The 22,226-nt window shown below is 52.9% G+C and carries 13 protein-coding genes; 3 read left to right on the top strand and 10 right to left on the bottom strand.

The window, feature by feature from the left end:
• Positions 1 to 31: 31 nt before the first annotated feature.
• The 5 genes from BUB30_RS17185 to BUB30_RS17205 all read right to left on the bottom strand — a co-directional run bounded on the left by BUB30_RS17185 (position 32) and on the right by BUB30_RS17205 (position 8,752).
• On the bottom strand, positions 32 to 1,093 hold the full coding sequence (locus BUB30_RS17185; protein WP_073136288.1) for a SusE domain-containing protein: 1,062 nt from the start codon (positions 1,091 to 1,093) through the stop codon (positions 32 to 34).
• Positions 1,093 to 2,691: a RagB/SusD family nutrient uptake outer membrane protein gene (locus BUB30_RS17190; protein ID WP_073136290.1), complete on the bottom strand. Its 1,599-nt coding sequence runs from the start codon at positions 2,689 to 2,691 to the stop codon at positions 1,093 to 1,095. Before BUB30_RS17190 ends, BUB30_RS17185 begins: the two co-directional genes overlap by 1 nt.
• An 18-nt stretch (positions 2,692 to 2,709) precedes the next feature.
• Positions 2,710 to 5,670 (bottom strand): SusC/RagA family TonB-linked outer membrane protein, encoded by a 2,961-nt coding sequence (locus BUB30_RS17195; RefSeq protein ID WP_143164965.1) that lies wholly within the window; start codon positions 5,668 to 5,670, stop codon positions 2,710 to 2,712.
• A gap of 253 nt (positions 5,671 to 5,923) precedes the next feature.
• A complete protein-coding gene (locus BUB30_RS17200) occupies positions 5,924 to 7,516 on the bottom strand; it encodes a DUF6377 domain-containing protein (protein WP_073136292.1) in 1,593 nt (530 codons plus the stop codon).
• A 111-nt stretch (positions 7,517 to 7,627) separates the two neighbouring features.
• The gene (locus tag BUB30_RS17205; protein WP_073136294.1) at positions 7,628 to 8,752 is read right to left on the bottom strand and encodes a redoxin family protein; all 1,125 of its coding nucleotides are present in this window, start codon (positions 8,750 to 8,752) and stop codon (positions 7,628 to 7,630) included.
• 230 nt (positions 8,753 to 8,982) lie between these two features.
• Here BUB30_RS17205 and BUB30_RS17210 point away from each other — a divergent pair, with 230 nt between their 5' ends.
• A complete protein-coding gene (locus BUB30_RS17210) occupies positions 8,983 to 10,947 on the top strand; it encodes a sialate O-acetylesterase (protein ID WP_073137358.1) in 1,965 nt (654 codons plus the stop codon).
• 95 nt (positions 10,948 to 11,042) lie between these two features.
• On the opposite strand, the gene BUB30_RS17215 is transcribed toward BUB30_RS17210, so the two are convergent.
• The 5 genes from BUB30_RS17215 to dnaA all read right to left on the bottom strand — a co-directional run bounded on the left by BUB30_RS17215 (position 11,043) and on the right by dnaA (position 18,755).
• Complete coding sequence (locus BUB30_RS17215) at positions 11,043 to 14,081, bottom strand: efflux RND transporter permease subunit (RefSeq protein WP_073136296.1); 3,039 nt, start codon at positions 14,079 to 14,081, stop codon at positions 11,043 to 11,045.
• Positions 14,082 to 14,087: 6 nt separating this feature from the next.
• Positions 14,088 to 15,152: an efflux RND transporter periplasmic adaptor subunit gene (locus tag BUB30_RS17220; RefSeq protein WP_073136298.1), complete on the bottom strand. Its 1,065-nt coding sequence runs from the start codon at positions 15,150 to 15,152 to the stop codon at positions 14,088 to 14,090.
• A gap of 22 nt (positions 15,153 to 15,174) precedes the next feature.
• Positions 15,175 to 16,536: a TolC family protein gene (locus BUB30_RS17225; protein WP_073136300.1), complete on the bottom strand. Its 1,362-nt coding sequence runs from the start codon at positions 16,534 to 16,536 to the stop codon at positions 15,175 to 15,177.
• Between the two features lie 42 nt (positions 16,537 to 16,578).
• Positions 16,579 to 17,220 (bottom strand): TetR/AcrR family transcriptional regulator, encoded by a 642-nt coding sequence (locus tag BUB30_RS17230; RefSeq protein WP_073136302.1) that lies wholly within the window; start codon positions 17,218 to 17,220, stop codon positions 16,579 to 16,581.
• A 113-nt stretch (positions 17,221 to 17,333) separates the two neighbouring features.
• On the bottom strand, positions 17,334 to 18,755 hold the full coding sequence (gene dnaA, locus BUB30_RS17235; RefSeq protein WP_073136304.1) for a chromosomal replication initiator protein DnaA: 1,422 nt from the start codon (positions 18,753 to 18,755) through the stop codon (positions 17,334 to 17,336).
• Positions 18,756 to 18,948: 193 nt separating this feature from the next.
• Between dnaA and BUB30_RS17240 the strand changes: the two genes are divergently transcribed.
• Entirely contained in the window at positions 18,949 to 20,079 is a 1,131-nt protein-coding gene (locus BUB30_RS17240) for a methylmalonyl-CoA mutase family protein (RefSeq protein ID WP_073136306.1), read from the top strand.
• Positions 20,076 to 22,205, top strand: coding sequence for a methylmalonyl-CoA mutase (scpA, locus tag BUB30_RS17245; protein ID WP_073136308.1), 2,130 nt, complete (start codon positions 20,076 to 20,078; stop codon positions 22,203 to 22,205). Before BUB30_RS17240 ends, scpA begins: the two co-directional genes overlap by 4 nt.
• Positions 22,206 to 22,226: the final 21 nt, after the last annotated feature.

Below are 22,226 nucleotides of genomic sequence, written 5' to 3' on the forward strand. Positions count from 1 at the left end.
GTCAGCAACAACGGCGATCGCCGTCCCGAAATTAATTTTTCTTCACAGTGTAAGTGTACGCGTAAGGCGCCTTCGATTTGCTGAGATCGATGGTCACTGTGTAGTTGCCGTCTTCCGGTATGCTGATGGCTGCATCCGTCTGGATCAACGTTCCCGCGAGATCATTGCTGTTGGCCGGACCGTAATTTATATCCCAACCATCATTGGCCCTGAATTTCAACGCACCGTTCTTCAGGTTTAGGGTGACGCTCCACGTATCTTTCGCCTGGTTATACGTCATGGCAGTAGAAGTGGCCCATGCCCCCGGCGTGGCATCACCGACGACACCCCACGTTTTGATGAGATCGATCTGATAGGTCAGCTGGTCGGTGTCGACTTTGAATTTGTAATAACCGGGCACGGGCAACGACAAGCCGTCTGCCAGGCCGTCAGTGGTGAGTTTACCAGGGGTCTTCGCGTCGCCATAGTTAATGTGATCCCAATCCGGCGACGAGGTGAACTTGAATGCCGTGCCACTGCCGACGTACACATAGCCTTCAAACACGAAGTCACTCACGGCCACAATCACCGGGGCGTTCCCAGGGTTCCATCCCTGATAACCGCCGGGTAGCCACAACGTGGCGGGTTTGGTAGCTTTCCAGGGCGTGATCTTGATCTTCACCACCGGTGACACCGCCGGAAACTTGCTGTTCACCGACGCCCGAACACGCAGCTCCAACGACGATGCTACATTGGGCGTTACTTTCAATTGATCGATCAGCTTGGCGTTGATATCACCGACAATCAAACCGACGGAATCAAGCGACGTAGTGGCCAGCACGACGGGTGCGGAAAAATTGCGACCAGCCGAATCCAACTCCAGCACATAGCTCACTTCCGTGCTCACGCCGTAGTCGGCCTTGTTCCATTCGAAAACAAGGGTGTCGGCCGTGGTTTCTTCTGTGATCACGCCGACATAGCCGTCCTCCACTTTTGTGATCTGTGGCGCGGTGGCATTCGGATTCAATACGGCTTTCGTTTCATCTTTCTCGCATCCCATCACCAGGAGAAATGCGAGGGCCAGTATGGATAAGGGTTTCATCTTGTTCTTCATTAGTATCCAGGATTTTGTACCAGGTTAGTGTTCACGGCGCGATCTGATGCCGGTATCGGGAAGATGGCATAATGCGTTTGCGTGCTGGCACCCTCTTTCACGTTGCCTTTCCAATCCCACAAGTACGCGTCGCCGCTAAATACGCCAAAGCGGATCAGGTCGGTGCGGCGTTGCGCCTCCCAATACAACTCGCGTCCGCGTTCATCCAAAATAAAGGGCAGGGTTAGGTCGGCCGCAACGATGTTGCCGTTGGCATTTCCATAGGCGCGGGCCCGCAGCTGATTGATATAGTCAACGGCGGTGTTCAGATCGCCACCGCTGCCCCCGCGTTTCACGGCCTCTGCATACATGAGGTAGACATCGGCCAGGCGGAACAACGGGAAGTCGGTGTCCACGAATGTGGGGTTCTGTCCTTTGACGCCGGTCGAGGTCAGGTTCTTGAACTTTGCGCACAAGTAGCCTTCGGTGAATACCGTGGGATGGTCGATCTCCAGCGTTTGTCCATTGGTGTAGAAAATAGCGCGGTGATCGGTGTTTCCGGAAGGGTCAGCAAACTTGTCGACAAACGCATTGGTCATGCGATTGCCGGACCATCCACCGGACGCGATACCGAAGCCGCCGTCGGCATCCATCGAGCCTCCTACAGCCGCGTGTATAATGAACGTCACCCCGCCATAGCCACGACCGTTGTTGCCATCTTCCGCGATCGGAAAAATAACTTCGTTGCGCAGCCTGTCATTGTCGGCCAGGAACAAATCTTTGTATTGTCCGGTGAGCGAATACTTGCCGGTGCTGATGATCTTGTTGCAATAGGTAAGACACTCGGTGTACCGGGTATTACCTGCGCCCAAGTATACTTCTGCGTTCAGGTTTAGTTTGGCCAGTAGCATCCAGGCAGCCGCCTGGTCGGCGCGGGCATATTCGTTCATACCCGGTGCAGCCAACTCGGGTTCGATGGACTCCAACTCTTTCTGAATGTAGGCAAAAAGGTCGGCGCGGGAAATTTGTTTTGGCAAGAATGCACCCGGTGCGTCGGCTTCCGTTACAAACGGCACGTTGCCCCAAAGATCAAGCGCGAAAGAATAGTACAAAGCACGCAGGAAGCGGGCTTCTGCCACGAACATCTTCACGTCGCCCTGTTCACTTTCTGAAAGACCGTCGATGCGGGGTGTCACTTCGCGGATGAATTCGTTGCAATAGGCGATGTTGATGAACACGCGTTGATAGAGCAGTTGCACATAGCCGTTCTGTTCCGACCAGTTCTGACCGTGAAATTCCGTGAGGCCTGGATCACCCCAAGCGCTGATGCACTCATCGGTGGTGATCTCTTGTGCACTCCAATACGTGCGCAAGAAGGACGTGGTGCCTTCATCCGGTGCGTTGATCTCGGGTTGACCATACTCGCCGCGCTGCCCCGTGAGGGTCATCGCGCCGTAGAGCTTGGCCAGGAATTGTTTGAAGGACGCGGGGTCTTTATACACCGACGTCGAAGTGGTGATGCGTTTGTTCAAGGGCTCTGTGTCCAGGTCGCTGAAGCAAGAGGTCAGCACACTTCCCATGAGCAGCGCAGCAAAGGTTGATACTGTATAGCGATTCATAATCGTGTTGTCGTTAGATTAAAAGGTAGCATTCAGGCTAAGGAAGAAGGAACGCGTGCGTGGGAAGAAGTTGTTGTCCAGGCCACCAGAGATCTCAGGGTCAAGACCTTTGTACTTCGTGATCACAAACACATTCTGCACACCGGCGCCGATGCGCACGTTCAGCTTCTCTTTATACAATTCCCGGAAGCTGTAACCGAAATTGATGTTGTCCATGCGGAAGAACGAGGCGTTCTCGATGTAGTAGTCGCTGAAGCGTGTGTTCAAGGCCGTGGTAAACTTTGTGTCATTGGCGAGCTTGCTCACGTTGCTGAGGTACTCCATGGAATTGTAGAGCGTGCGGTACGTGCTGTTTGCCGCTACGTTGTTGTAGACGTAGTTGCCAAAGCTGGCGCGCCCGGAGAAGGCAAAGTCCCAGTTTTTATAATTCAACCGCGAGTTGATACCCATATAGACAGTAGCATCCGGTTTCTTATACACATACAGATCACTGGTATTGATCACACCATCATTATTGCGATCGACATAGGCGTCTTCGATAGGCTTACCATTGGTATCGTAGATCTGTTGATAGGCATAGAACGAAGCACGCGAGTAACCCACCTTCTGCACTTGGATGGTTCCCGAAGTCGTGCCGCCTACGTTTCCGAGCGGGATGATAAAGTTGGGATCGTTGCTCAGGTTCAGCCGGGTGATCTCGTTTTTATTATAGGTCACGTTGTAGCCTACGGTCCACTGCAGGTTATCGGTGGAAATGATGTCGGCGCTCAAATTCAATTCGATCCCCCGGTTCTTCATGCTGCCCACGTTGGTGGTTAGCGAACTGGTAAAGTTCGTGCCCACGGGGATAGGAATATAAGCGATCAGGTTGTCGGATTTTTTTTCATACACATCCAATGAACCCGTAAGGCGGTTCTGGAAGAATCCAAAATCCAATCCCGCATTGATGGTGGTCGTTTCTTCCCACTTGATGTTCTGATCGTATCCGTCAGGACGCAGCGTGTTGTAGAAGGAGCTGCCAAACGGATAGCGGGCGGCGTTGTCGCTTCGCGTATAGGTCGGGATGTACGGATAGTCGTTGCCGTAAATATCCTGCTGCCCGGTGATCCCATAGCCCAATCGCAGCTTCAGATCAGAAAGCGTTTTGCTTTCTTTCATGAAGCCCTCTTCGTTGATCTTCCACGCCAGGGCAAAGGCGGGGAACAATCCCCAGCGGTTCTCGGGTGCAAAACGCGACGTGGCGTCGTCGCGCAGCGTGCCGGTGAGAATGTATTTTCCTTTGTAGGTATAGTTCAATCTCCCGAAGAAAGATAGCAGGTAGTATTCCGTTTCATAGACGTTCACCCGCGTGGCGGCTTCGCTCTTCTGATTCATCGTGGAGTCGGCGCCGGAGCTGTAGAAGTGTGACCACGAATAGCCACCCATCACATCGATCTTGCTGTTGATGTTGGGAAGTTCTTTGGAGTAGTTCAGGTAAAAATCCAGGAGTTGGTTTTTGGCGGTCGCCGTATAGGGATTGATCTGTCCTCCGGCAACCGTGGGCAGATAGATCCACTGCGTGCTGTCGCGCACGTTGTTGTGGCCTTTGGTTTCGGAGTAGTCGTAGCCCAGGTTTAGGTTGGCGTGCAGGTCTTTCAGGAACGGAAGCGCATAGTCGAACTTCACGTTGCCAATGCTGCGCTTCACCGTCGACGTGTTGTCGGTCATGTCCAGCCGGGCCACGGGGTTGCCGGGCGCCAGATTGATGCTGTTGCCTTCGGGACCACCCGTGGTCCAGGTAGTGTACCCACGCCAGCGTTTGTTGCCATTGTAAACCGGTTGGGTCGGATCATAGGCGATGGCATTGCCAATGGCGGCCTGGTCGGCAAAGTTGTTCTGGTTGTACATCCTCTTTACGTTGATGTTCATCTTGAGACTGCCGTCGAGCAGAGTGGGGTCGAGGCCGATGGAAGCGGTGGTACGTTTGAAGTTGTAGGTGTTGAGAATACCATCGGTATTGTTGTAGCCCACCGAAACACGATACGGTGTTTTCTTGGCGGTGCCGGAGAGATTCAGGTTGTGATCCTGTCCATAGGCCGTGCTGAAGATCTCTTTTTGCCAATCGGTGTTGGCGGTACCCAAAAGTTTCAGGACGGCGTTGTTGCCCGGAAATTGTTCGTTCATCAGGGCGCGATACTCATCCCCTGAGAAGACATCCACTTTCTTCGGGGCGGTATACATAGTGCCGGTCACACTATAGTTTACTTTGAAATCCTTACCCCCGCGCTTGGTGGTGATGATGATGACCCCGTTGGAAGCCCGCGAGCCATAGATGGCGGTAGCGGAAGCATCTTTCAGCACGGTGAAGTTCTCAATATCGTTCGGGTTTAGGGTGGCCAGTATATTCGGAGAGCCTCCCAGGTTGGTATTGCTCACGGGCACGCCGTCGATCACGATGAGCGGATCGTTGCTGGCGCTCAGCGACGAGCCGCCCCGGATACGGATGGTCGATGTATTGCCGGGTGCGCCACTGTTGGTGGTGACCGAAACACCGGCGGTTTTCCCCATGATCAATTCCTGGGGTGAGTTCACCACACCCTTGTTAAAGGTCTCGGAGCTCACCACGGCAAGCGATCCGCTGGCATCGGTCTTCTTCACCGTGCCATAGCCCACGACCACAACTTCTTCCAGCGTGGAAACGTCGGGCGACAAAGTCACCGCGATCGTGGTCTGGTTGCCGACCTGCACCTCCGTGGAGGCGTAACCCACAAAAGAAAAAACGAGCGTCGCGTTCTCTTTTACCAGGATGGAATAGTTACCCTGGGCATCGGTCACCGTGCCGTTGCTGGTACCCTTTTCCAGAATGTTTACACCGGGAAGAAAGTTTCCGTCGTCTGCCGACTTCACCGATCCCGTGATGGTCCGGCTTTGTGCCCAGGCCGTGGTGGCCAGGAGACAGAGCAAGGCCATACCCCTTGCGATTGAATAGAGTTTCATCATATGCTGTTGGTTTGAGCTGTTAAAATCTGCCGCCGCAGTGTTTTCGAAAGAAGGCTCCTTCAAACGTTTGCGGACATAACAAAGGAAAGCAGGTGCCGGCGGCACGATCAATTTGTCCCGTGAAAATCTAGAAAATCTTAAGGCCGTTTCAGCGTCAACAAATTGAATGACAACGGATTGGCTGGATTGGGGTGGTCAGAAAATCTCAACGGTTTCTCAGCTTTTCGAACCGCTAACAAACGATTGAAGATCATTAAATGGCCCGGATCGCCATGATCTTCTTCTCAAATTCTTCGTTGGGGAGGACGGACTTGTTGCGGATGCGGGTCTTGTAGGTATAGATGGTGGTAACGGAATAGTCCAGGATCTTCGCAATTTTTTCGTTGTCGTGGATGCCCATGCGAATGAGAGCAAAGATCCGCAACTCGGTATTCAGCAATTGATCCTCTTTCAAGTGAATGCGGTCCTCTTCATTAAAAAAGGAATTGAAGATGGTCACAAAGTCGGGGAACAGTTTCAAAAACACCATGTCGAAGTTGTGGTATAACTCCTCGCGTTCTTTTTTTATGTTGATGCTCTCCACCGTAAAGCGGAGGTCTTCCAGCTTTTTGGTCATCAGTTTCATTTCAAGGGATTTCTTCAACACATCGATCTTGGTAATGTATTCAGCCGTGGTAGTGAAATAGTACCAAATATATTCCTCCTTGATCTTGTTGGCGTCGCCCAGTTGATGGTTGGTTTCCGTCAGCACGTCGTTGGCTTCGGAGATGGTTTTCTTGGCTATCTGCAAGCGCTGGAATTGCTTGTAGATAATGACCGCAAACACAATGGTCATCAGCGTGAGCACGGTGATCACCGTAGAATACAAAAAAAGCATCCGTCGCCGGGACTCGATGATGTTGAGTTGCTTGCCCTCGATGATCGGGTACACGGCAGCGATCTGCACCTTGCGGTGTCGGGCGCCGTAGAAGTTGGCATCTTCCATGGCCACCTTCACATATTTATAAGCGCCTTCGATGTCACCTTCCTTATATAACATGTCGGCCAGGTTTAGGGTGGCCAGTGTTTCCTTGGTGCTGGCCCGGATGTCGGCAATGGCTGCCCGGATCAGCATTTCTTTGGACTTCTGGAGCTGGTCGGAGTAGAAATAAATAAAGCTGAGGGTGCTGGCCGCCACGGCAAAATCGGTGTCGGAGACTTTATAGCGGCTGATCATCTCTTCAAACGCCTGCTGCGCCTGACGCATGTCGCGCAACCTCGTGCTCTTCAAACCTTGCAACAATTTGTAGTGGGCGGAATTAGGGGGTGTCAACAACAGCGCGGAGTCCATGAACCGGTTGCCCCGGTCGGTGTACTGACGGCTATAAAAATCATCGCGATCAAAATCCGACAGATCATAACACGTGCGGGCCATCAGGTAATTGTATTCCCGGCGGGTACTATCGGGCAACCCCCTGGAGCGAATACTTCGCAAAGTATCCAACGCCTCCAGAAAGAGACCAGACGAAACCAGCACAAAGCCTGACTTCAATTTGGCCTGGGTGATGCGGATGGGGTCTTTTGTCCGATAGGCGATGTCCTGGAGCTTGCGGGCGTAGGTAAAGGCTGAGTCGTAAATGAAGGATTTGTATTCTTCATAGATTTTCAGATAAAGATCAAACAACACGGCATCCTTCGCCTCACGGGTCGCCGCCGTGTAGCGGGCGATGCGCTCCTGCTTTTCTTTCAAATAGGCCTCCCGTCTGGCAATGGTGGCGTTGAGCTCGTGCAATAAACTATCCGTCCGCGATTCTGCCCCTGCTGCCAACAGCATCAGGCAGAACCCGATGGTAAGAAGTGCTCTCATGATCTTCACGTAAAAGGAACAAGGTAAGGAGTTGGGCGTAAGAACCCAACACGTGTTCAGGGTGGAAAACGTCAAAATCACCACACCGAATGCAGGCCTGGGATGGGCGCCTCAGTAATACCGCCCGATCAACGCGTTTTCCACGATCCGTTTTTTCATTTTCAACGGGTCGATGGGCCCCTGCTGGCTATAGATGATCTTACCCCCCGGTTCCACCAGCACGGTATACGGCAACGCACCTTGCCATTTTGGATCTACCGCCTCGATGAGATCGTAGATGTTGTCCTTGTTGAAAATGTAGTTGGTGTTGGCAGCTTGCTTCAGCTTCAAAAATTTGAGTGCCTTCTCCTTGCTGGCCAACTTGTCGGCGCTGATGGAGATGAATTCAAAATCACGCCCGCGGTACATGCGGTCGATGGTAATGAAATCGGGAAACTCCTGCGTGCAAGGCCCGCACCAGGTTGCCCAAATATTGATGAGACGCAACTTGTCGCCTTTGTTCTTCAGAAGATCCTGCACACCCGCGACGTCGATCTCGTTTAACGAAACCGGCATGGCCGCCCATTCCTTCAGGAGCTTTTCAGTATATTCATTTTTCCACGACCACTTCATGCTGCAGCCAAATACTTTGGTGGTGGCCGGCTCCGGCTTGCGGCCCGCCAGCACGGCATCGACGGCATTGCGAAGATCTTCACCATTACCTGTGCCGGGCTTTTCATGCTGATCGAGTCTGCCGGTGTATTGAAGCTTGCGATCTTTGTCAAAGACAAAGGCATGTGGCGTGGCCACGGGTCCATACGCCAGCGCCACCTTCTGATCGTCGCCGTCGTAGAGGTAGGGGAAATTAAAAGACTTGTCTTTTGCACGGATGATCATTTCATCATAGGTGTCTCCAAACTCGGTGTATCCCAACTCGGCCAAATTCAGTGCCGGCGGATTGTTGGAAGAGATCACCACCACATCCACACCCTTGCTTTTATAATCCCGTGTGATGGCCATGATGCGGTCTTCGTAGGCCTGGGCGGTAGGGCAATGGTTGGCATTGAAGACGATGACCAACACTTTCGCGGCCGCGTATTCCTGCAACGCGTGGAATTTTCCGTCAATGCCTTTCAGGTTAAAATCAGGGGCCATCGTGCCGATGGCCAAGGTCGGCGGATCGTCGTGATGGCTTTCCTGTGCCTGGATCAGGGTAACCATTAAAAGCAGGGCGATGCAGAGAATAGGTCTGGTCATATGTTCTTCAGGTTTAAAGATCAAACAAAAGCCATACGTAACAGGGTCAGCACAAACCGGGAGGATCACACAAGGATGCACCTAAAATAACATTTATAATCTTCCCACCGAAACACGGCGTTACAAACCCGGCGCCGATTTCCATGAAGGGCTTGATAAATTGACGGGTTATGCTAAACTTGATCATTGCCGCCCGAAACGGCATACTGCGACCATCCAAAACCGTCTTTATGAGAACATTGAAATTTTGCGCCCTGCTCGTTTTCCTCGCCGGATCGGCCCTCGCTAACGTGAGACTTCCCCGCATCTTCAGCAACAACATGGTGCTGCAACGCAACCACGCCATCACCGTCTGGGGTTGGGCCGAAACCAAAGAGAAAGTCACCGTTCAGCTCAATCACCAAACCAAGACCGTCACCGCCGGAAAAGACGGCCAGTGGAAGGTGATCCTTGCCAATGAGGCCGCCGGTGGTCCCTATGACCTTACCGTGAAAGGAAAGAATAGCATCATCACCCTCAACAATGTGCTCGTAGGCGACGTCTGGATTTGCTCCGGCCAATCGAACATGGAATGGATCGTGCGCAACACCAACAACGCCGCTGCCGAAATCGCACAAGCCGACTTCCCACAGATCCGTCACTTCAAAGTGCCGCTCACCATCGGCACAACGCCCAGCGACGACCTGACCGGTGGCGAATGGAACCTCTGCGATCCCGCGCATGTAGGCGACTTCACCGCCGTGGGCTATTTCTTTGCGCGCGACTTGTACAAAGAACTGAACATTCCCATCGGCTTGATCAACACCTCCTGGGGCGGCACACACTCCGAAACCTGGACCAGCCGCAGCGCCTTCGAAGGCAGCGACGAATTTCGTTCGATGATCCAATCCATGCCCCACTTGAACCTGGACAGCGTCGCCAATGCAAAAGCCATCGCCACGAAGGCGCGCATCGAGAAACTCCAGGGTGATCTCGATGTCTCCACGGCCGTGCTCATCACCTGGAAAGATGTCAACTTCGACGATGCCTCCTGGCTCACCATGAACCTTCCCACGATGTGGGAAACACAACCGCTCGGCGACGTCGATGGCTACGTATGGTTTCGCAAAACCATTACCCTCAAGGCGGACCAAGCCGGCAAAGCCGCTACATTATCATTAGGCGCGATCGATGACGCCGACCAGACCTACGTGAACGGCTTGCTGGTGGGCAGCACCAACTCCTACAGCGCCAAGCGGGTGTACAACATCGCTCCCAATATTTTAAGGGAAGGAAAAAATGTGATCGCCATCCGCGTACAAGACACCGGCGGTGGAGGCGGTGTGAATGGAAATCCGGAAGATATGCACCTCTCCCTCTCCAACGCCGCGTTCCCGTTGACGGGTCCGTGGTCCTATCGTGTAGAATCCCTGATGAAGGGCGCTGGCGTTGGGCCGAACAGTTACCCCACGCTGCTATACAACGCCATGATCCACCCGCTTCTTCAATACGCCATCACCGGCGCCATTTGGTACCAGGGCGAATCGAATGCGGGGCGTTCGTATCAATATCGAAAAGCTTTCCCACTCATGATCACCGACTGGCGCAAACATTGGGGACAAGGCGACTTCCCGTTCTATTTTGTTCAGCTCGCCAGCTATGACGCCGACCATGGCAACAGCCAAAAAGGCAGCGGCTGGGCCGAGTTGCGTGAAGCACAGACGCTCACCCTAAGCCTGCCCCGCACCGGCATGGCGGTGACCACCGACATCGGCGAGTCGCACGATATTCACCCGCGGAACAAGCAAGACGTTGGAAAACGATTAGCCGCCATCGCGCTGCACGACACCTATGGAAAGAACATCGTGTACACCGGGCCTGTGTGCAAGACCGTGCTCTTGGGGACTGGAAAGGTCGAGCTGGTGTTTAATTCGATGGGCAGCGGGTTGATGGTGAAAGACCGGTATGGCTATGTAAAAGGCTTTGAGGTAGCCGGGGAAGATCATGTGTTTCATTATGCGAAGGCATACATCGAAGGCGACCATGTGGTAGTGTCTAGTGATGATGTGAGAGCACCGGTCGCTGTGCGCTATGGTTGGGCGGATGATGCGGGGGATGATAATCTCTATAATAAGGAAGGATTTCCGGCGGGTCCGTTCCGGACCGATACCTGGAAAGGTGTGACCGAGGAAGCGAAGTTTGATTTTGAAAGGTAGCGTATGCTCAAGGTTTGAACCGCAGAGACGCAAAGAACGCAAAGGCAATGCATTTCTTTGCGTCCTTTGCGTCTCTGCGGTGTAAACCCGGCAACCTACACCACCTTCGGCGGAATAAGCTTATACACAACGGGCGTCACAATCCGCGACAGCAAAGTAGAACTGATTAACCCACCGATTAACACGATCGCCAACGGAGAGATCAAAGGATTCACCGACAATGCAATCGGCATCAATCCACCAATCGCCGTTAAAGAAGTGAGCACGATCGGCAAGAATCGAACCTCCCCTGCTTCCCGTATCGCCTCCTCGATCGACTTCCCTTGCGCCCGCAATTGATTTGTAAAATCCACCAACAGGATCGAGTTCTTCACCTCCACACCCGCCAGCGCGATCAACCCAATGATGGCAACGAACGACAAGGAGTTACCCGTCAGGAATAACGCGATCACCGCGCCCACAACACCCAGCGGAATAACACTCAACACGATCAACGTACTCTTAAACGTCTTGAACATGAGCACCAACACCGCCACAAACATGAATACCGTCACAATGATCACCGTTCCCAATCCACCAAACGATTCATTGCCCGCCTCCACGTCTCCACCCATCATAAAGCTGTAGCCTGCGGGGAGTTTTGTCGACTCCATTTTGCTCACGACTTCACGGATCACTTTATCGTTGAGATAACCCTTCTTCACAAAGGCCGACACCGACACCATACGGTTTTTATTATAGTGATCGATCCGCAACGGCGACGTCTCCAATTGCAACCCGGCGATCTGCGCCAACGGCACAGCTGCTCCCTGACGATTGTTCACGAAAAGATTTTCGAGCGACGCCAACGTAGCGCGTTCCTGCTTCGGTGTGGTCAGGTGAATGTTGTAATCCTCCCCTTCTGCATCGGAAAAACTTCCCATATCCAGACCGGCCACGGCAAGTCTCACCGTGCGATCGATGTCTACCGTGCTGATCCCCGTCATCCGGGCTTTGTCCTGGTTGATGACCACGCGCATGTCGCTCTTTAAATTGCTGACCGGGTTGTTCACATAGAGCGTGCCTTCCGTCTGCTTCAGCATATGTTCGACACGACCCGCCAGCGCGCGGAGCGTATCCAGGTTGTCGCCAATCAGGCGGATCTCGATCGGTGCAGCTACCGGAGGACCTTGTTCGAAGTTCTTCACTTCGATCTTTGCCCCAGGATACTGATTGAATTGATCGCGCAATGTATTGATGATCTCCAGCTTTTTCTCTGGCGAAGCATGCTCATCCAACTGCACAAAGGTCTGCGCAAAATCCGTGTGCTCATTTTCCTGCGACACGTTGTAGTAGATCCGTGGATTACCTTTGCCGACGTTGGTCGCAAAGAAGGACACTTCCGGGATGGCCGAAACCACCCGCTCTACGTAACGGGAAACCGTATCCGTTCTTTCCAAATTGGTTTGCAAAGGCGTGATGGTATTGATGATGAACTGCGGTTTTTCCGATGCCGGAAAAAGTCCAAAACCGATGATGGGAAAAAGTTGCAGCGAGGCAAAGAAGATGATACCGGCAGCCACCAGTGTGATCACGGGTTTCTGCAAAGCCTTGTCCAGCAAGCGCGAATAGCTACCGTGGATCAACCGTTGCAAACCGCGGAGGAAAATGTTGCCATGATCGTCGCCTTTGTCTTTCAAAATGCGGCTCGACAAAAACGGGATGATCGTCAACGACACCAGCATGGAGGCTAGCACGGCCATGATCACCGCCAGGGGTAACCCGCGAATAAAGTCGCCCGCACCTTCCGGCAAAAACACCAGCGGCATGAAGGCAATGATCAACGTCACCGTACATCCTACCACGGCCAACCCAATCTGACGCGTCGCCTTGATGGTGGCGTCCAGCCGTGAATGGCCATCGCGCATCCATCGCTCGATATTTTCTACTACTACGATGCTATCGTCCACCAGCAGACCCAGCGCCACAACCAATCCCACGATGCTCAACTGATTCAAACTGATCCCGAGCAAATTCAACAACACCAATCCAATGGCCAGCGACAAGGGAATGGAAATCATCACGATCGTCGCAGCACGTCCACCCAGGGGCAAAAGCGTGATCGACACCAGGAGGATCGCGATGAGAAAATCCTTACCCAAGCCAGCGAGGCGACCGTTCACGTTATCGGCCTGATCGAAGTGGTTCACCATTGCGATGTTTGACGGCAGGGTCGCTTCAAACTGCTTCAACACCGGCTTGTACACCTTTTGCGTTTGCGTGATGTTGAGACCGGATTTTTGAGCCGCAACGACAAACACGCAGCGGTGACCGTTCAGCCGCGTGATGTGCGTAGCTTCTTCAAAGGTGATGGAAGCGTCGGCCACGTCGCTCAGCAAAATATTTTTACCGTTTGCGGTATAGACAATGGTATTCCGGATCTCCTCCAGGTTTGTATAATTGCCACTGGTTTTGATGTTGAACGATTTGGAACCGGCCACCACGCTGCCCCCAGGGATGTTGGCCATTTCGCTCTGCAAACTGCTGATGATGGCATCCATGGGAATGTGCATCTGCGCGATCTTCTCCAACCGCAATTCAATGCGAACGATCTGCTCTGGCAAACCCTGGATTTCCACATTCTTCAACATTGGAATTTTCTCCAACTCATCTTGCAACGATTCGGCAGTTTTCTTTAACGTAGCGCGCGAAGCATTTTCCGAAATCAGGGCGATCTGCAGGATGTTCACATCCGAAGGCTGGAATTTATTCACGTCAATAGAATAAATGTCTTTGGGCAACTCCGAACGAAGGCTGTTCAATTCACGAATGAGCTCCTGGTATTTTTCATCCGGGTCGCTCTCATATTTGAACTCCACACGAAATACCGCCAGGCCATCGCTGATCGTGGTGCGGATGCGTTTGATGTCTTCCAATTCATTCACTTTATCCTCGATCGGATCGACTACTAATTCCTCCATATCCTTGGGACTTGTGCCCGGATACACAATGATCATGGCAAACTGAGGCGACTCCACATCCGGGTCTTCACTGCGCGGCATGGTGAGCAGCGTGGTGATGCCCACGGCGGCGGCCATCAAAAACATGATGAGCGTGAACTGATAATTTTTTACGGCGTATTCAGAAATTTTCATAACCGTTTATTTAAGGATTTGGATGGGCGAACGATCGGAGAGATAAGCACTGCCGGCGATGACCAGCGCGCTGGCATTTTCGAGACCCGCGCTGATGCGGATGGTGCGGCCATCGAACGAAGCGATGGTAACGGGTTGTTTGCGGGCCGTACGCGAATCGTCGGTCACAAAAACAAAGCCTTCGTTTCCGTTGGCGTCCAGCACGGCTTCATAGGGAACGCTCCAGGAGGTGACCGACACGCCGGAGTGGATCACGGCCGAACCAAACATACCGGCCGCCAGCTTCACGCCATCGTTTTCCACTTTCAGTTCCAGCGTAAAGGCACCGGTCTGCGGATCGGAGGTCTCCGACCTTCTCAACACGGTTCCTTTAAATGTCTTTTCCGGGAAGGCGTCGATCTGCACGGTGGTCTTGTCACCGTTCTTTACTTCCGCCCACTGTTTATCGCTCACCCCAACCTTGAGGATCCAGTCGCCTTTCGCTGCTCCGTTGGTCACCAGCACCGGGTTGCCTGTGCTCACCACCTGGCCGGCGTTCACAAACTTGCGCAACACAAAGCCGTTGGCCGGCGCATGGATCTCGGCAAAGGTCCGGTTGAACGTTACGGCTTCCAGTTGTTGCTTGGCGATGTCGAGACCGGTTTGCACATTTTGCAGCTGCTCCAGGGTGGCCACACTGTCGCGATACAAATTGGTGATGCGTTGAAGATCGCGTTGTGCTTTTTCATAGCTGAAGCGGGCTTGGGCCACTTGGGCATTCAGTTCGGTGAGGTCGAGCGTGGCGAGGAGTTGTCCTTTCTTTACGGCTTCACCTTCTTTCACCAACACGGCCCCGATCACGCCGCCGCTTTTGAAACTCAGCGTAGTCTCGTCGTCGGTAGTAAGTTGTCCGCTGGCTTTGATGTCGGTGAGGTTTGTCGATTTTTCCAGTGACATCACTTTCACCGGTACGGGCTCGGAAGCATTGGGGATAGCTTTGCGTTCGCCTTTGCTGTCGGTGCAAGCTTGCAGCACGACGGCCGTCAAAAGGATGGCACCGGCGAACAGGAAATTCTTTTGGATAGTGTTCATAGGGATTCGGATTGATATTTTTTTAAAAAGTATAAGAAGCGGTCTCGCGCTCCAGCCGGGCTTCGGCCGTGAGCATTTCAAACAATCTCAGGTTTTGCTGGAGCAGTGAAGAGGTCAGCTGGTTGCGGGCGTCCAGAAATTCGATCAGCGTATTGATCCCTTGCTGATAACCCTTTTCCACCAAATTGAAATAGCTCTGCGCCGACTTCAACTGCTCGCGCGACGCGGCATAGTTTTGTACGGTGGTTTGCCAATCGTTCTTGGCCACGTCGGCCGCGAGCTGAAGTTGTTCTGTAGTGCGCGTCAGGTTCAACTCTGTTTTGCGCATCTCCAAGGTGTTCTGGCGAATGCTGATGTTGTTCCGGAAACCCTGAAACAAAGGGAGCGACAGTTGTACGCCGACGAGATAATATTTCGACTTGTCGTTGAACTTCCAGTCGGCGGCTTGCGAGCCCAGGTCCAGGAAAGCATTCACTTTCGGTACGCGGGTCAGTCGGTTCAGGCGAATGGAGGCGGCGTTGATGTCGCGCGACGTTTTGATCATTTTCAGTTCCTCGCGGGAAGTGATGTCGGTGGATGCCGAATCCAGGGCGGTGGCACCGGCCAGATCATAGGAGACCTCAATCTCGCGGTCCAACGGCTTGTTCAATAAAAAATTAAAATACTTGCGGGCGTTGACCACGCGGTTCTCGGCACTGTTCAGGTCGGCCTTCACGCGTTCGGCTTCACTCTTGCTGCGCAGGTAGTTTGCGGGCAAACTCTTGCCATTGCGCAGCAGGGATTCATTCACCTCCACGTTCTTATTGACCAACCCAAGCCCGCTCTCATAGATCTTCACCGCGGCCACGGCGGCCAGGTAACTGAAGTAGGCCGACTTGATGTCCAGCACCAGCTGTCTTTTATATAGCTCCACTTCATATTGCTTCAGCACAACCTGCTGGCTTTGGATGGACCGGTTCACATACAAATCGGTATTCACCAACGGCAGCGACGTGCGCACCCGCGCATCATAGAAATTGTGCGGGAAAAAATTCTGGTTCACGTTCTCGATCTGCGGAAACTTGTCGCCTTGCGTGAGCTGGTTCAGCGAGGCATACACAGGGTTCAACAAGTCGCCTACCGGGATGGCAATACTTCTTCCTCCCTCACCCGATGTATAGTCGCCCAGGAGATTTACAGAAGGAAAAAAGTAACTGCGGGCGATCTGCAGGGATTGTTGTGCCTGCTGCAGCGTGATGTCTTTTTGCTGCAACACCAGGTTGTCTTTCAACCCTTCGGAGACATAGCCGTCCAAAACGGTTTGCGCCGTTAAGGCCGTCGAAAGCGTGGTCAGCGCGATCACAAGGCCGTATCGGATCAGTTGGAGAGGTGGATTAGTTTTCATTGAACATTTAGTTTACACTGTTAATTATTATGGCAAAATTTTTTAAGACGGCGAAACGGTGTGCATACGGTTCAGGATCTCGTTGACCATCTCACATGCTCTCATAGCCAAATTGGGCTGGTTCAACTCACTGACGACGGAACAGCGGTTCCGGATCTCGAGCGAGCAAATGCCATGCACCATCGACCACGTTGTGAAGGCCAGCACCTCGGCATTCATACCCTTGAAATAACCCTTTGCAATACACTCTTCTATCGTATTCACCAAAAAGCCAAAGGCACGGTCTCCCTCCTCCCAATCCAACTCCTCCTTCTTTTCTTTTTCCAGGGCATTCATGGGCGACCGGATGATGAACATCAGATCATAAAATTCCCCGTTTTCCAGGGCAAACGTTACGTAGGCCTTGGCGATGGCCTTCAGGCGTTCAAAAGGATCTTCCACATGCCCCAGGGCGCGGAAGTATTGATTGAGCAGTACAAAACCTTCGCGGTGGAGGGCATAGAAAATGTCATCCTTATCCTTAAAATAGAGATAGATCGTCGTGGGGGAATATTCAATGCGCTCGGCAATGTTGCGGATGGAGGTTTCCTCGTAGCCGCGTTCCATGAACAACGCCTTGGCGGTCTGCAGGATCTTGGCTTTCAATTCCTCTTTTTGGCGCTCTTTACGATTTGATATGGTCATTGCATTGCTGATATTTTACTTAACGGTGTTAAGTTACAGAATGTTTTAGAATTCTTAAAAATTTTTTTTGACCGTAAAAAGTAGGGAAACGCCTGAAAAGCGGCTGAATGGCCTTAATTGACGCGCATTTTGAGCTTTTTGCCCAGGTCGTCGACGGTGGCTTTGAAATTGGGATCGGTTTTCATCATATCCTCAACGGATTCCAGGGCGTGGATCACCGTGCTGTGGTCGCGGCCGCCAAAGTTTTCGCCGATAAGGGCCAACGTGAGTTGGGTGTAACGCTTGCAGAAATACATGGCCACCTGGCGGGGGATCACGATCTCGCGCTTCTTTACCTTGCCTTTCATGGCATCCAGATCCACTTTAAATGACTCAGCAACAGTCTTTTGTATAAAATCAACGCTAACGTCGGATTGGATCTCCTTAATGATGTTCTTCAACACTTCCTTCGCCAATTCCAGGTCGATCTCTTTTTTGAGCAGGGTGGCGTGGAAAATAAGCGAGTTCAGCACCCCTTCCATGTCGCGCAAGTTGGTGTCGACGCTGTAGGCGAGGTATTCCGACACTTCGGTAGGAATTTGAATGCCGTCGGCCTGCATCTTGCGGTTGATGATGGCGAGCTTGGTCTCGAAATCGGGTTCCTGGAGGTCGGCCGTCAATCCCCATTTGAACCGGGAGAGCAGGCGTTCCTGGAAGCCTTTCATGTCGCGCGGCGGGCAATCGCTGGTCATAATGATCTGCTTGCCCGATTGGTGCAACTGGTTGAAAATATGGAAAAACATCTCCTGTGTCTTCTCACGGCCGGCAAGGAATTGCACGTCGTCGAGAATGAGGAGGTCTACTTGCTGATAGAAGTTCTGGAAGTCCTGCAGCTTGTGATTTTGCAGGGCGTTGAGGAACTGGTTGGTGAAATCGCTTTGATCGACATACAACACTACTTTGTTGGGCATGTTGTTTTTGATCTCATTTCCGATGGCTTGCACCAAGTGTGTCTTTCCCACACCAACGCCACCATACAGCATCAACGGGTTGAATGATGTGATGCCCGGCTTCTTCGCCACAGCGACCCCGGCCGAACGCGCCAGACGGTTACAATCGCCTTCAACAAAATTGTCGAAGCTATACGCTGCATTGAGTCGCGAGTTGACGGTGTGCGGATTTAAGGCTTTGATGGAGAACGGCGAATAGTCGTCGGAACCAAAACCATTCACGGCACTGCGGCGGTTGCCTGCGCCATTGGCGGGATAATTGACCGAGACAGCAGGCGCCTGTTGATTGCCACTGTCGACCACCACGGAGTACTCCAGCCGGCCGGTAGGCCCCAGCACGGTGTGTATGGCACGTTTCAGCACGGGCACATAGTTGTCCTCCAGCCATTCGTAGAAAAATTGGGAAGGAACTTGTATCGTCAGCACATCGCCGTCAACCCGCAAGGGAGCAATCGGCCTGAACCAGGTATTAAAGTTCTCCTCTCCTACATTTTCCCGAATCACTTCAAGACAATCGTTCCATACTGTACCGCAGCTAACTTCCATGGTTGATCTCCAAATTCAGTGTGATTTCAGACTCCGTTTGAGAAAGGGAGACAAAGATGTAAAAAAATGGATTAACAAAACAAGCCGACCTAACCTTGATTTTTCAGAAAAAAATGTGATTGGAAAAATTTGAAAATTAAACACCACCAGTTCGGAAAACTTGACTAAAATTGGATTATAATAAAGAACCCGCATGTCTGAATCCGCCATCCACAGCCTGTTACGGCAGTCTTTCCCCATTTCGAATAAAGCCGATTGGTTGCGGACTGCTGCTGCGGAGATCGACGGAAAAGATCCCGCTGAAATATTGGCCTGGAAGCTTGACGGCCTAACTTTTTCTCCGTATTACGACCGCGCCGACACCGCATCACTGCAGTATCTCAAAAATTTTGAACTACCGCCTTCGCCGCACGCACACGCTGGTGCACGCTTTTGGGAAAACCTGCCACAGCTTGTCATTACCGATGAAAAGAAAGACAATACAACACTCCTGCATCAATTAAATAACGGTGCCGACGGCATCATCCTCGATCTGCGAAATCGCCAAACGGTTGATATCGCCGGTCTATTGGATCAAGTGGACTGGCGCTTTTGCAACGTCTCTTTTTTCGTGACGGATGCTATCCTGGAAAACTTGTTGGCATCCTATGTTCAGAAAAAAAATTATGAGCCGCATTCCCTTTCCGGGACAGTATGGTGGAATCATCTCCCTGAAAAAAATATTCCCAAGCTTTCATCGCTCTCCCACCTCACCCATTTCAGGCGCTGGGGCATCGTGGCCGACGCTGCGTCGCCTGTAGAGGAAATTGCGAACGTCTTAACAAAAGCCGCCCGCGTGATGGATGCGCTCACGGAAGAAGGCGTTGAAAAAGAAATGGCCTGGCGCAACCTCGCATTGTCCCTACCGGTCGACACCGATTTTTTTTGTTCGATTGCAAAACTGAAAGCGTTGCGGTTGTTGTGGTTTCAATTGGCGCATGCGTTTGGCATTCCTCCCACCGACAGCATGGCACTGCACCTTCATGTGCGTTCCACGCCATGGGTCAACGAGAAATTTCAACCCCACGGCAACCTGTTGAAAGCCACCACGGCCGCTATGGCAGCCGTGATGGGGGGCTGCAACGCACTGACCATCCACGCCGAAGATGCCACCAACAGCACGATGACACGCATGGCTCGCAACGCCTCTTCCATCTTGCGCGAAGAATCGCACCTCGATAAAGTGGCCGATCCGTTGGCCGGCACCTATGCCGTGCAGGAAATGACACACGCCCTGGCGCACGCTGCGTGGGCTTTGCTTCAACAAAATTTGCAACAGCCATGAAGCCCGATTTCTCCCGCATCCCCGCCAACGCCTTCGTGCTGCCTCCTGCACCGGACAACACACGCACCGGTTCATGGAACAGCCCTGAAAAAATTGCGATCCCCGCACGCTACACGTCAGCTGATCTCAACGGTGCGGCACGCCTGGATTTCTCCGCGGGCATACCGCCCTTTCTTCGCGGACCGTATGCCACCATGTATACCACCAAGCCTTGGACCATCCGTCAATACGCCGGTTTCTCCACCGCGAAAGATTCCAACGCATTTTACCGGCGCAACATTGCCGCAGGGCAACGCGGTCTCTCGGTGGCGTTCGATCTGGCCACACACCGCGGCTACGATTCCGATCACCCCCGCGTATCGGGCGACGTAGGCAAAGCTGGGGTGGCCATTGATTCTGTGCTGGACATGAAGATCCTGTTCGATCAGATCCCACTCGACAAGATGTCGGTGTCCATGACCATGAACGGCGCCGTCATTCCGATCATGGCCTTCTACATCGTTGCTGCGGAAGAACAAGGCGTGAAGCCGGCCCAACTGAGTGGCACCATTCAGAACGATATCCTGAAAGAGTTTATGGTGCGCAACACCTACATCTATCCACCGGCCCACTCCATGCGCATCGTGGCCGACATCTTCCGGTATACTTCGCAACACATGCCGAAGTTCAATTCCATCAGCATCAGCGGCTATCACATGCACGAGGCCGGTGCACCGGCCGACGTGGAGTTGGCGTATACGCTGGCCGATGGATTGGAATATATCCGCGCCGGTTTAGCGGCCGGCATTGCGATCGACGATTTTGCACCGCGTCTTTCTTTCTTCTGGGGCATCGGCATGAACTTCTTTATGGAAGTCGCCAAGATGCGCGCCGCCCGGATGTTGTGGTCGAAGCTGGTGCAACAGTTCAATCCCAAAAATCCGAAGTCGATGGCCTTGCGCACGCATTGCCAAACGTCGGGCTGGAGCCTTACCGAACAAGATCCTTACAACAACGTGACGCGCACGTGCATCGAAGCAATGGCCGCCGTGATGGGGGGCACACAATCGCTGCACACCAATTCGTTGGATGAAGCCATCGCGTTGCCCACCGATTTCTCGGCACGCATTGCACGCAACACACAATTGTACCTGGAAAAAGAAACGGGGATCACCCACCTCGTCGATCCGATGGCCGGATCGTATTATGTGGAGAATCTCACCGCACAACTGACCACCCATGCCTGGCAGTTGATGGAAGAAGTGGAAAAACTTGGTGGGATGACAAAAGCGATCGAGAGCGGTGTTCCGAAAATGCGGATCGAACAAGCCGCCGCCGCCAAGCAAGCGCGCATCGATTCGGGGAAAGATGTCATTGTAGGCGTAAACAAATATGCCACCGACGAAAAGCCCGACTTCGATATTCTCGAGGTGGATAACACCGCCGTGCGCCAGGAACAACTTGAACGGTTGGTCCAGTTGAAGGCAGAACGCAACACCGCCGCCGTAGAGACCGCGCTGCAAGCGTTGTCTGACGCCGCAGCCAACGGCACGGGTAATCTCTTGGCACTGGCCGTGGATGCAGCACGCCTGCGCGCCACGTTGGGAGAAATATCGACGGCCATGGAAAAATCGTTTGGTCGCTACAAAGCCACCATCCGTTCGATTTCAGGTGTATATTCGGGTGAGATGAAGGATCAAAAGATTTTTGAAGAAGTGCGCGAACTCGCCGACCGCTTTGCCGAACGCGACGGCCGCCGGCCCCGCATCCTGGTAGCCAAGATGGGTCAGGATGGTCACGATCGCGGGGCCAAGGTGATCGCCACCAGTTTTGCAGACCTCGGCTTTGATGTAGACATCGGCCCGCTGTTTCAAACGCCGGAAGAGGTGGCCATGCAAGCCGCCGAAAACGACGTGCATGTCGTGGGGGCCTCCAGCCTGGCCGGTGGCCACAAAACGCTGGTCCCGGCGCTCATCACAGCGTTAAAAAAAATCGGACGACCCGACATCATGGTCATCGCCGGCGGTGTGATTCCCGCACAGGACCATCCCTTCCTCCACGAGGCGGGCGTCTCATTTGTTTTTGGACCGGGGACCGTGATCACCACCGCCGCCCGCGACATCCTGGAGCGCCTCATGCCGGAGTAGCATGACCCTTTTGGGTCAGCC

Source organism: Chryseolinea serpens (genome assembly GCF_900129725.1).
Taxonomy (GTDB): domain Bacteria; phylum Bacteroidota; class Bacteroidia; order Cytophagales; family Cyclobacteriaceae; genus Chryseolinea; species Chryseolinea serpens.

Excerpts from the sequence above, each read along its gene's own strand:
- BUB30_RS17185 (WP_073136288.1), bottom strand. The coding sequence starts at position 1,093 with ATGAAGAACAAGATGAAACCCTTATCCATACTGGCCCTCGCATTTCTC.
- BUB30_RS17190 (WP_073136290.1), bottom strand. The coding sequence starts at position 2,691 with ATGAATCGCTATACAGTATCAACCTTTGCTGCGCTGCTCATGGGAAGT.
- BUB30_RS17195 (WP_143164965.1), bottom strand. The coding sequence starts at position 5,670 with ATGATGAAACTCTATTCAATCGCAAGGGGTATGGCCTTGCTCTGTCTC.
- BUB30_RS17200 (WP_073136292.1), bottom strand. The coding sequence starts at position 7,516 with ATGAGAGCACTTCTTACCATCGGGTTCTGCCTGATGCTGTTGGCAGCA.
- BUB30_RS17205 (WP_073136294.1), bottom strand. The coding sequence starts at position 8,752 with ATGACCAGACCTATTCTCTGCATCGCCCTGCTTTTAATGGTTACCCTG.
- BUB30_RS17210 (WP_073137358.1), top strand. The coding sequence starts at position 8,983 with ATGAGAACATTGAAATTTTGCGCCCTGCTCGTTTTCCTCGCCGGATCG.
- BUB30_RS17215 (WP_073136296.1), bottom strand. The coding sequence starts at position 14,081 with ATGAAAATTTCTGAATACGCCGTAAAAAATTATCAGTTCACGCTCATC.
- BUB30_RS17220 (WP_073136298.1), bottom strand. The coding sequence starts at position 15,152 with ATGAACACTATCCAAAAGAATTTCCTGTTCGCCGGTGCCATCCTTTTG.
- BUB30_RS17225 (WP_073136300.1), bottom strand. The coding sequence starts at position 16,536 with ATGAAAACTAATCCACCTCTCCAACTGATCCGATACGGCCTTGTGATC.
- BUB30_RS17230 (WP_073136302.1), bottom strand. The coding sequence starts at position 17,220 with ATGACCATATCAAATCGTAAAGAGCGCCAAAAAGAGGAATTGAAAGCC.
- dnaA (WP_073136304.1), bottom strand. The coding sequence starts at position 18,755 with ATGGAAGTTAGCTGCGGTACAGTATGGAACGATTGTCTTGAAGTGATT.
- BUB30_RS17240 (WP_073136306.1), top strand. The coding sequence starts at position 18,949 with ATGTCTGAATCCGCCATCCACAGCCTGTTACGGCAGTCTTTCCCCATT.
- scpA (WP_073136308.1), top strand. The coding sequence starts at position 20,076 with ATGAAGCCCGATTTCTCCCGCATCCCCGCCAACGCCTTCGTGCTGCCT.